The organism is Pseudomonas sp. FSL R10-1339, from assembly GCF_009600545.1.
Classification (GTDB): Bacteria; Pseudomonadota; Gammaproteobacteria; order Pseudomonadales; family Pseudomonadaceae; genus Aquipseudomonas; species Aquipseudomonas bubulae.
In genome coordinates this window covers 18061-28339 of the sequence record NZ_WIVQ01000062.1, presented here as the reverse complement: position 1 = coordinate 28339, position 10279 = coordinate 18061, and the positions used below count along the sequence as shown (strand labels likewise).

Sequence of the window (10279 nt, the reverse complement as noted above, 5' to 3'; positions counted from 1 at the left end):
GGCGTCGGCGGCTTTGCGCCTCGATCAGGCGCTGAATGCGGTGCTGACCGTCGCCGATCACTTGCGCGGGACGGCGGATGGCGGCAGCCACCACTTCAAAGCCGATCACCACAATGCGCAGGTCGAGGCCTTCGTGAAAGCTCTCGAGCAGCACCCGGCTGTCGAACGCCCGCGCTGCCTCGATGGCCTGTTGCACCTGTTCGATGCTGTCCAGGTCCACCGCTACGCCATTGCCTTGCTCGCCATCCACCGGTTTGACCACCACCCGGCCGTGCTCTTCGACAAACGCCAGGTTGTCATCGGCATTGCCCGCCAGTTGCTGGGTCGGCACGTTCAGGCCGGCCTGGCTGAGCACCTTGTGGGTCAGGCACTTGTCCTGGCACAAGCTCATGCTGATGGCGCTGGTCAGGTCGCTGAGGGACTCGCGGCAACGAATCCGTCGCCCGCCGTGGCTAAGGGTGAACAGGCCGGCGGCCGCGTCGTCAATTTGCACGTCGATGCCACGTTTGTAGGCTTCTTCAACGAGGATGCTGGCATAGGGGTTGAGTCCGACCTCGGGGCCAGGCCCCAGAAACAGCGGCTGGTTGATGCCGTTCTTGCGCTTGATGGCAAAGGTCGACAGGGTGCGAAACCCCAGTTTGGCATAGAGGTTCTTGGCCTGGGCATTGTCATGCAGCACCGACAGGTCGAGATAGCTCAGGCCGCGGCTCATAAAGTGCTCGACCAAATGCCGCACCAGCACTTCACCCACTCCCGGGCGTGAACAGAGCGGGTCGACCGCCAGGCACCAGAGGCTGCTGCCGTTTTCGGGGTCGTTGAATGCGGTGTGATGGTTCAAGCCCATGACACTGCCGATCACCGCGCCGCTGTCCTCGTCTTCGGCCATCCAGTACACCGGGCCGCCGTCGTGGCGCGAGGTCAGCAGGGTCGGGTCGATGGGCAGCATGGAGCGTGACAGGTACAGGGTGTTGATCGCGTTCCAGTCCGCCTCGCTTTGTGCGCGGCGGATACGGAAGCCGCGAAACACTCGGGTGGCCTGGCGGTAATCGGTAAACCACAGGCGCAGCGTATCCGAGGGGTCGAGAAACAGTTGTTGCGGCGACTGCGCCAGCACCTGCTGGGGCGCGGCGACATACAGGGCAATATCGCGCTCGCCGGGCTGCTCGTTGAGCAGCTCTTCGGCCAGGGTGACGGGATCGGGAAAGGTATGCCCGATCAACAGCCGGCCCCAGCCGCAGTGTACGGCCACGGGGCAGGCATTCAGTTCGCTGCCGTCTTCGGCAAAGCGGGCTTGCAGGCGTTCATAGGAAGGCGTCTGGCCACGCAGTAAACGCTGGCTATAAGCCGTAGCGAGAGGTTTCATCGATCAGATTCCTTGTTCGCTCAGCCACAGGTTCAGGGCGGCCAGTTGCCACAGCTTGGAGCCGTTGAGGGGGGTCAGCTGGCTTTGCGGGTTGGTCAGCAACTGGTCAAGCATGGCTGGCTGGAACAGGCCGCGATCCTGGCTCGGGTCCAGCAGCAGGTCGCGCACCCAGTTGAGGGTGTTGCCCTGCAAGTGCTTGAGCCCCGGCACCGGGAAATAGCCTTTTTTGCGGTCGATGACTTCGCTGGGGATCACCAGTCGTGCGGCTTCCTTGAGTACCTGCTTACCGCCGTCGGGCAGTTTGAAGCGCGCTGGAATCCGCGCTGACAGCTCGGCCAGGCGGTAATCGAGAAACGGCGTGCGGGCTTCCAGGCCCCAGGCCATGGTCATGTTGTCCACCCGTTTGACCGGGTCATCCACCAGCATCACGGTACTGTCCAGGCGCAAGGCCTTGTCCACCCCGGCCTGGGCCCCCGGCTGTGCGAAATGCTCACGCACAAAGTCGCCAGCGGCGTCATTGGCTGTCAGCCATTGTGGCTGGACGGTGGCCTTGTACTCGTCGTAACTGCGGTCGAAAAAGGCTTCGCGGTACGCGGCATAAGGATCGCTGGCGCCATCTACTTGTGGATACCAGTGATAGCCGGCAAACAGTTCGTCAGCGCCCTGGCCGCTTTGCACCACCTTGCAATGCTTGGCCACTTCACGCGACAACAGATAAAAGGCGATGCAGTCATGACTGACCATCGGCTCGCTCATGGCGCGGAAGGCCGCTGGCAGTTGCTCGATGATTTCGTGCTCGCCAATGCGCAGTTGGTGATGGCGCGTGCCGTAATGCCGGGCAATCAAATCCGAATACTGGAATTCATCCCCGCGCTCGCCGCCTGCGTCCTCAAAGCCGATGGAGAAAGTCGACAGATCCTGTACGCCCACATCGCGCAACAACCCCACCAACAAACTGGAGTCGACACCGCCAGAGAGCAGCACGCCGACATCCACCGCAGCCCGTTGGCGGATGGCCACGGCTTCGCGGGTGCTGTCGAGGACACGATCGCGCCAATCTTCCAGGGTCAGATTGACTTCATCGGCACGGGGGCCGTAGGGCAGGGTCCACCAGGTTTTTTGCTCGGTGTGGCCATTGGCGTCAATACGCAACCAGGTCGCGGGTGGCAGCTTTTCGATACCGGCAATCAGCGTGCGTGGCGCTGGTACAACGGCATGAAAATTCAGGTAGTGATTAAGCGCCACCGGGTCGAGCATGGGGCTGATATCACCGCCCTTGAGCAGCGCCGGCAGGGTCGAGGCAAAGCGCAAGCGCTCACCGGTACGCGACAGATACAGCGGCTTGACCCCGAGACGATCGCGGGCCAGAAACAGGCGCTGGGCATCGCGTTCCCAGATGGCAAAGGCAAACATGCCATTGAGCTTGGGCAGCAGCGCTTCGCCCCAGGCGTGATAGCCCTTGAGCAGCACTTCGGTATCGCCACCCGAATAAAAGCTGTAGCCCAGGGCTTCAAGCTCGGCGCGCAGCTCGAGGAAGTTATAGATTGCGCCGTTGAAGGCCAGCGACAAACCCAGCTGGCTGTCGATCATCGGTTGGGCTGAACCATCCGACAAATCCATGATTTTCAGGCGGCGATGGCCCAGGGCTATCGGCCCCTGGCTGTGAAAACCCCAGGCATCGGGGCCACGTGGTGCAAGGTGGTGGGTGATGCGTTCGATGGCTGCCAGGTCGGCAGGGTGTTGATCAAAACGTAACTCGCCAGCTAATCCGCACATGGTGTGTAAATCCTTGGTCTTTCGGCATGTGGTGCTACAGGGATGAGTCAGCGTCTTTGCAGGACGCCTGGTAGCGCTTTGGGCCCGGTTTTAAAGGGCGATGCAGTTTTTGACTGCATCGCCAGCCCTTGCGGTGCAAGGCACAAGGCACTCGCTCCGGCATAAATGACCGTGTTTTATCGAGTGACCTGTGCCCGGATCGTTCAATAAAAGTTACAAGTGGTTGTTTTGTCGGGGCTTGGGAGGCCAGCAGGGTTTTGGCTGAAGAGCACTATTTATCTATGTCACATCCCCTGCGACGCCACGTTAGGTTAGGCGCTCTCTGACCTGCAGAAGACCGGATATGCCCCGCCATATGCCCCCGCTGGATGCTCGCGATACCACGCTCAGTGACCTGGAACCCCTGGAGCTGGTCCACAGCCATATGCCCAAATGGTTGTTGGGCGCTGATCCACAGGTCATTGCGGCCATGAATGCATCCATGGCCAGTAGCCGTTTCTATCATGGCCTGGTCGGCAAGAAGTTCGGTGAGCTGCAAAGTGTCGAGGTGTACTGCGGGGCATTGCTGGCAGCCGAGGTCAGGCGTGAGTTCGGGTCGTCACTGAATATTCACCGTGACTATCTGGCGGTGGTGCATGTTCACCTGATCCCCAATATCACGTTGTTCAGTTCCGTTCGCCATTACCTGGTGCATGACGAGCCGAAAACCCTGCTGTGGGCAGCCCTGCAGAATTTTTCGGCCGACGAGGCCCTTGCAAACGGCTTTAATCCGCAAAGCCATATCCGCTACGGTGGCCATCCTCAGCAGATCAGCCCTCTTGAGCCCTGCCACTTTGCCGCGCTATGCCGCAGGCTGGATCTGGGGCTCAAGTATCAACAGTATCTGGAGCACGCTTTGGGCGTTACGGCGTCGGGAACTCCCGGGCCCAGGCATTTGGCGACAGAGTCGAACCTCAGGCTTTTAAAAACCCATGACATGGCGGTCGACGCGCATGTCGCCTACCTCAAGAAACAAATCAGTCAGGCAGCCTATACCACACTGCTTGCCGCCCTGGCTCTGCCCGCCAGTACTGCCCAGGTGCACGGGGTGCAACTGGACGGCAAGCCGATGGTGCCAAGTTCCTTGTCGATACTGGACACGGCAATTGACGGGGTGGTGGTCTTCTCTTCCGACACCTTGTTGTTGCACCCCGGCAACCGCTTGATTGCCTATATCCCCAATGACCCGCGGGCACCCTTGTTCGAGTTCAGTTCATTGCAGGTATTCACCGATGAGTTGAAGCATCGCCTGCTGGATCCGGGGTATGCCAGGTTTTTCTCCCGCTTCACGGCCTTGAAAGTACGGCCGCTGTTTATGCAAAAGGTCGCTGGCAGTCCCGAGCATCTGGCCCTTACCGCAACCCCTCTGACCATCAGCGCAGCGCATTACCTGTGCACGGTGCAGCTCAGGAGCATGTTTGCCGATGCCCGGCAACTGGCCGTGCCCACCGGCGTGCTGGACGAGCGCGAACGCGAAGAGCGCTGGCAGATGTACAAAACGGCAGGGTTGTTTCTGGTAAACGTCGCGGCCCTTTTTGTGCCGGTGCTGGGCGATCTGATGCTGGCGGTGGCCATTGGGGAGATGCTCAAAGAAGTCTATGAGGGGGTGGAAGACTGGGCCCAGGGCGATGTTGACCATGCTCGCGAGCACTTGCTCAATGTCGCCACGGATCTGGCCGTCAACGCAGGGGTAGTGGTCGGGCTGGGAGCTGTCAAAGCCGCTGCCAGTCGTTTGAGTGCAGCCACCCGGGCGCACTTTGAAGGCCATCAACCCGTCAGTCGTGATGATGGCACCACCCGGTTATGGAATAAAAACCTGCAGCACTACGAGCATAAAGTAATGGGCGAGCATCGCTATACAGCTGATGCCCAAGGTTTACTCAGCCTTCATGGCAGGCAGTATGTAGACGTGGACGGCAAGCACTATCCTGTCGAATTCGACAGCGAGCGCAGGCAATGGCGCATACCTCATCCGCGCAGGGCCGATGCTTTCAAGCCTGCCTTGCTACATAACAACGAAGGGGCCTGGCAGCATGCCCATGAGCGGCCACTGGAGTGGCAAGACAGTGCGACGCTACTGGGCCGGTTGGGATCGGCAACAGCAGCACTGGACAGGCAGACACTGGAACGGATTCGGGAACTGACTGACACCGCACCGGGCGTCCTGCGCCGCATGCATCTGGAAAGTCTGGCGCCGCCTTCCTTGCTGAAAGTCAGCCTCAAGCGCTTTGAAATCAACCAGCTTATCGACACCTTTGTCGCACAGATGAGTACCGACCAGTATGCCTCCCGACGCTGGAGCGAGCTGCAATTACAGCTCTTGCCGGCATTGCCGAAATGGCCAGCGGGCAAGGTGTTGACGGTTGCCGACGATACGGGAAACCGCCTTGCGCACTATGCCAGTGTGATGTGGCCGGCTACGTCCCATATCAACCTGACAAGCTCTGTCGTTGAGCAAGGCAAGTTGCTGGATGCTGTTCTTGCTGCCTTGTCCGACTCACAGGTCAGGGCACTGCTGGGCAATGACCTGCCTGCTCCGGGGGCACTGGCCCGCAGACTGGCCCTGGTATTGGGCAGTCATGCGCGGGATAACAAACGTCAGGTCTTCGAGAGGTTGTATGGGCTTTTCAATATCTCGTCTGCGGCAGAAGCTTTGCCCATCGAACGTGACTTTCCGGGGTTGCCCCGTACGGTAGCGCAAGCGTTGGTCGAGTCGGCCAGTAATCCGCAGCTTGAACATTTGCGCAGGGGTAGGGTGCCTCTGGAACTGGCCGAGCTGGCGCGCATGCACCTGCGTGAGGCCAGGATAAACCGGGCGATCGAAGGCTTTTATCTTGAGCATCAGGCCAATGACGACACTGAGCGGCTGGCCTTGCATTATCTGGATCAACTGCCCGGCTGGCCTGCTGACAAGGCGCTGGAGATTCGCGAAGATTCGATTTCAGGCGCCATGACTCATTATTGGGGCGGCGTACAGACGACCCCACCGCACGTGCTGGTCAAAACGCTGCGGGGCTACGAGCGTTACCGGCCTCGCGGTCATGTCCATTTGCTTGCGCCTGGCGGTCCTCTGCCATTATCCACTGCCGTGTTTGAATCCCTGACCGATCTTGAGCGCGATGCCATGGGCTTTGCTGCAAACACGGATGCCCCGGCGTTCAATGCGGCCCTGGCAAAGCGGGCGGCCAATGCCCGTCAGGAGTCCGCCCAGGTGTTGCGCATACAGCCGATCAAACCGGGGTTCAAACCGCCGATTACCCTGGCAGATGGTCAGGTGGGCTACCCCCTGTGCGGAGTGACATCCGGTGAGCACTCCTGGGAATTGCAGCGCCGTGTGCGCAGGATTTACTCCGACTTTGAAGATGAGCAAGTCATTGAATACCTCGACACCCTGGTCGAGCGGGGGCTTGAACCGCTCAATATCCTGCGTGAGCGCAAGCGCGAGAGAAGGGCCTTGCTAACGAGCCTGCAAGCCTGGATCGATGCCACTCCGGGTGAAGTTGTTCCGACCGATACCCTATATGACTACCCCGAGAACCGATATCAGGCTGCAGGGCTGATTGAGCGTTGCTGGCGTAAAAACCCCGCTCATATTCCCTGGGCTCACAACGAAGAGTTGCACAGCCTGAGCCTGGACGGCTTTCGATTGGGCAACTTTCCGGATCTGCCAGCCATTGCCGACTTCAGCCATGTGCGGGAATTGAAACTCAGCAACATGAATTGCCGGGACACGGCCAATGCATTCCTTGAACATTTCAGCGGGCTGGTTGCCCTTGAAATGGATAACAATCGCATGGTCAACCTGCCCAGGCAGTTGGAGCGCATGCCCAATCTGCAGCGTTTGTCCCTGGCCCGTAACCTGTTGTATCTGAACCCGGGCAACCTGTCGGTATTGAACTCGCTGGGCAAGCTGCAAGTGCTCAACCTCAATGACAACCTGCTGGGTCCGAACCTTAGCCTCAGTAATCTGGGTTTTTTGCGTCGGGTCTATTTGCGTCGTACCTGGATCGACCAATGGCCGCAAGACCTGATATCCCGCCCGTTTCTTGAGTCGGCCGATCTGCGGGAAAACCGTATTATCGACATACCTGAACATGTCTATCAGGCCTCGCCCACTGTGACGCGCAATATTTCCCTGGCCGGCAACCCGTTGTCCGCCACCAGCCGCCTGCGTCTGGCCCGCTATGCCATGCAGGGTGGCAGCAGCATGGGCATCAACAGCGAACAGTTGATGAGCGAGGCGGCGGCGTTCGAGTTCTGGACGGCGGGTATTACTGCTCAGGAATTGCGAAGAAGAGAGCTGTTATGGAACAGCTTGCGAGCCGATGCGGCTTCAGACGATTTTTTTACGGTGCTCAGCCGTTTGACATCGACTGCGGACGCCCATGAAGTGCGTCAGGATTTCAGCCGACGTGTCTGGGAAATGATTGAAGCGGCCAACGAGAGCTCCTCCTTGCGCCGTGATGTGCTGGATATTGCGGCTTCGCCGCGTAGCTGTACAGACAGTGTGGCTTTTACGTTCAGCGAGATGGAAGTGCAAATGGAACTGTCCGGGCTTTCAGGCGCGGGCTCGCCTCAGAAGCAGCAACTGCTGACTTTGAGCAAAGGGCTTTTCAGGCTCGACAGGCTCGCCAGAATCGCCCACGAGCACTTTTTGTTACGCCTTGAGGGGGCAGGCCCGGCACCGGACGAGCTTGAGATGCACCTGGCTTACCGTGTGGGCCTGGCGCGAGCCCTTGAGCTGCCGGGGCAACCTGAAAGCATGGTGTTTAAATCACTGGCCGGGGTGACTCAGGCAGATCTGGACATTGCGCGGCTGGAAGTCGAAAAGGCCGAGAAAACGGCCTCGCTGAACATCTTTATCAGCACCCGCCAGTTTTGGCGGGAGTACTTGATACGTACCCACAGGACGCAATATGGCGCGCTGACCGAGCCGTACTTCGAGGCGTTAAGCAACTTGCTTAAAAGATCTCCAGAAATGAACAGTGAGCGCTATCTGCGCGAGGTCAGCGAAGTTCGCCATCAGATGGACGCGGCTGTCGATGTCTGGAGCCTGCAAAAGACCGAGGCGCTGCTGGCGCCCAAGTCCCTTGAGGGGTCGCCCTCTACAGCCCTTTGATCAGGGCCCGCAGCCCGAACCGGTTCGGCAGGCAGGCTTCGGCCACTGCTCTGGATACGGGCAGGGGTTCATCGTTGATCCAGGCGGCGAGTATTTCGCCAGACAGGGGTGCGGTGATGAGCCCGCGAGAGCCGTGGCCGCTGTTGACGTACAAGCCATCAAGCCACGGGCAGGGGACGTCAGGCACCTGTCGGGCATCTTTGCGCAACACGCCATAGGCGCTGGCGAACTGCTCCGGATCCGCGAACGGGCCTACAATTGGCAAGTAGTCCGGGCTGGTGCAGCGGAACGCTGCCCATCCACTCAGGGTGTCAGGGTTGAGTTGTTCGTCACCGAGCCGATGGGCCAGGTCCGGTGAGATTTCCTCGAGCAGCTCGAGGTTACCTTGATGCCCCTGCGGGGTGGTGGTCAGGTCTTCGTTATCAAAGTCGAAGCTGGCGCCCAGCGTGTGCTCACCGAGGCGGCCAGGAGCCACATAGCCCTCGGCACACACTACGATTTTCAATACGGCGCTGGCAGGGGTTTCTACCAGTTGAGTGATTTGCCCGCGAATCCGTTTGAGTGGCAGGCCGCTGCTGGCCGGGAAGCGCTTGACCTCGGCAGCGCCAGCCAGAATGACAACCGGAGCGCTGGCCAGTACCTGGTCGTTATGGCACGCCTGCCATTGCTCATTGACCTTGTGCAGTTGCAAAACGTCATGGTGGGTCAGCACCCGAACCTTGGGGTGCAAGGCCTGGTAGTGGCAAAGCGCTGGAGGGTGAACCCAGCCGCCTTCGGGGTAGAACAGGCCGCCGTGGGCCAGTTCGATCCCGGCCAGGGCTTGTGCCTGGGGTTGGTCAAGCAGATGCACCAGCGCCGGGGGGAAGGCTGCGGCCAGTTGGGCCTGTCGTGCGGCTTCCTTGGCGTTGAAAGCCAATTGCAGGACCCCGCAATCATCCCAGTCGCGCCCGCGCTGCAGGTGTTCCAGCAGACGACGGGTGTAGCCAAAGCCGCTGACGATCATCTGCGACAAAGTCGTACCGTGTGCCGAGAGCTTGAGGTACAGAACGCCTTGCGGGTTGCCCGACGCTTCCTTGGCCAGTCTTTCGTGGCGCTCCAGCAATATCACCGTCCAGCCGCGGCGGGCCAGGCTATTGGCGCTGGCGCAACCCGACAGGCCGCCACCGATGACCAGTGCTGTACGCGGGCCTTTGACCCGGGGCGGGCGGGCAAACCAGGGTTTGACTGTGGGTGCTGTTGAAGCGGTGTCCGGCAAGCCGACAAAGGTGCCGCGCAGGATTTCCCACTTATGGCCTATACCTGGCGTGCGGCGCATCTTGAATCCGGCGTCATTCAGCGCGCGGCGTACCCAGCCGGTGCTGGTGAATGTGCTGATTGTCGAATCGGGTGCCGCCAGACGTGCCAATTGCGCGAACAGTTCCGGGGTCCACATGTCGGGGTTTTTCGCCGGGGCAAAACCGTCGAGAAACCATGCATCAACTTTGGCGTCGAGTTGCGGCAACTGTTCAAGTGCATCGCCGATCAACAACGTGAGCGTGACCCGGCCTTCGGCCAGGGTCAGGGTCTGAAAGCCCGGATGGATTGCAAAATACACGGCCAGCAATTGTTCGCTGAGGGGCGTCAGCTCCGGCCACAGGGCCAGCGCGCGTTGCAGGTCGTTGCGGGTCAGCGGGTATTTTTCGACGCTGATGAACTGCAGGCGCGCATCGGGGTGGGCATGTTGCTCGAACAGCTGCCATGCGCACAAAAAATTCAGCCCGGTGCCGAAACCGGTTTCGCCAATAACCAGATGGCCGTCAGCGGGCAGGGCGGCGAAACGCTCTGCAAGGGCGTTCTGTTCGATAAAGACATAGCGGGTTTCTTCAAGCCCCGACTTGTCCGAAAAATACACGTCATCAAACACCCGTGAATGGGGGCGACCTTGGTCATCCCAGTCGATCTGGGCATTGGCAGTTTCAGTAGTCATGTGTGGCTCGGCAACG

Annotated in this window: 4 protein-coding genes; 1 reads left to right on the top strand and 3 read right to left on the bottom strand. The window is 59.9% G+C overall.

Translation table 11 applies throughout. The features are described from left to right. Positions 1-1363: N-acetylglutaminylglutamine synthetase (ngg, locus tag GHO03_RS16840; protein ID WP_153400225.1), on the bottom strand; the 1363-nt coding region annotated here is incomplete at its 3' end. Between the two features lie 3 nt (positions 1364-1366). Continuing rightward, the gene (locus tag GHO03_RS16835; RefSeq protein ID WP_153400224.1) at positions 1367-3139 is read right to left on the bottom strand and encodes an N-acetylglutaminylglutamine amidotransferase; all 1773 of its coding nucleotides are present in this window, start codon (positions 3137-3139) and stop codon (positions 1367-1369) included. Between the two features lie 343 nt (positions 3140-3482). Here GHO03_RS16835 and GHO03_RS16830 point away from each other — a divergent pair, with 343 nt between their 5' ends. Then, positions 3483-8297 (top strand): NEL-type E3 ubiquitin ligase domain-containing protein, encoded by a 4815-nt coding sequence (locus GHO03_RS16830; RefSeq protein ID WP_153400223.1) that lies wholly within the window; start codon positions 3483-3485, stop codon positions 8295-8297. Here GHO03_RS16830 and mnmC read toward each other — a convergent pair. Continuing rightward, positions 8284-10263 (bottom strand): bifunctional tRNA (5-methylaminomethyl-2-thiouridine)(34)-methyltransferase MnmD/FAD-dependent 5-carboxymethylaminomethyl-2-thiouridine(34) oxidoreductase MnmC, encoded by a 1980-nt coding sequence (gene mnmC / locus GHO03_RS16825; protein WP_133144939.1) that lies wholly within the window; start codon positions 10261-10263, stop codon positions 8284-8286. The genes GHO03_RS16830 and mnmC overlap by 14 nt on opposite strands. Between the last annotated feature and the right edge of the window lie 16 nt (positions 10264-10279).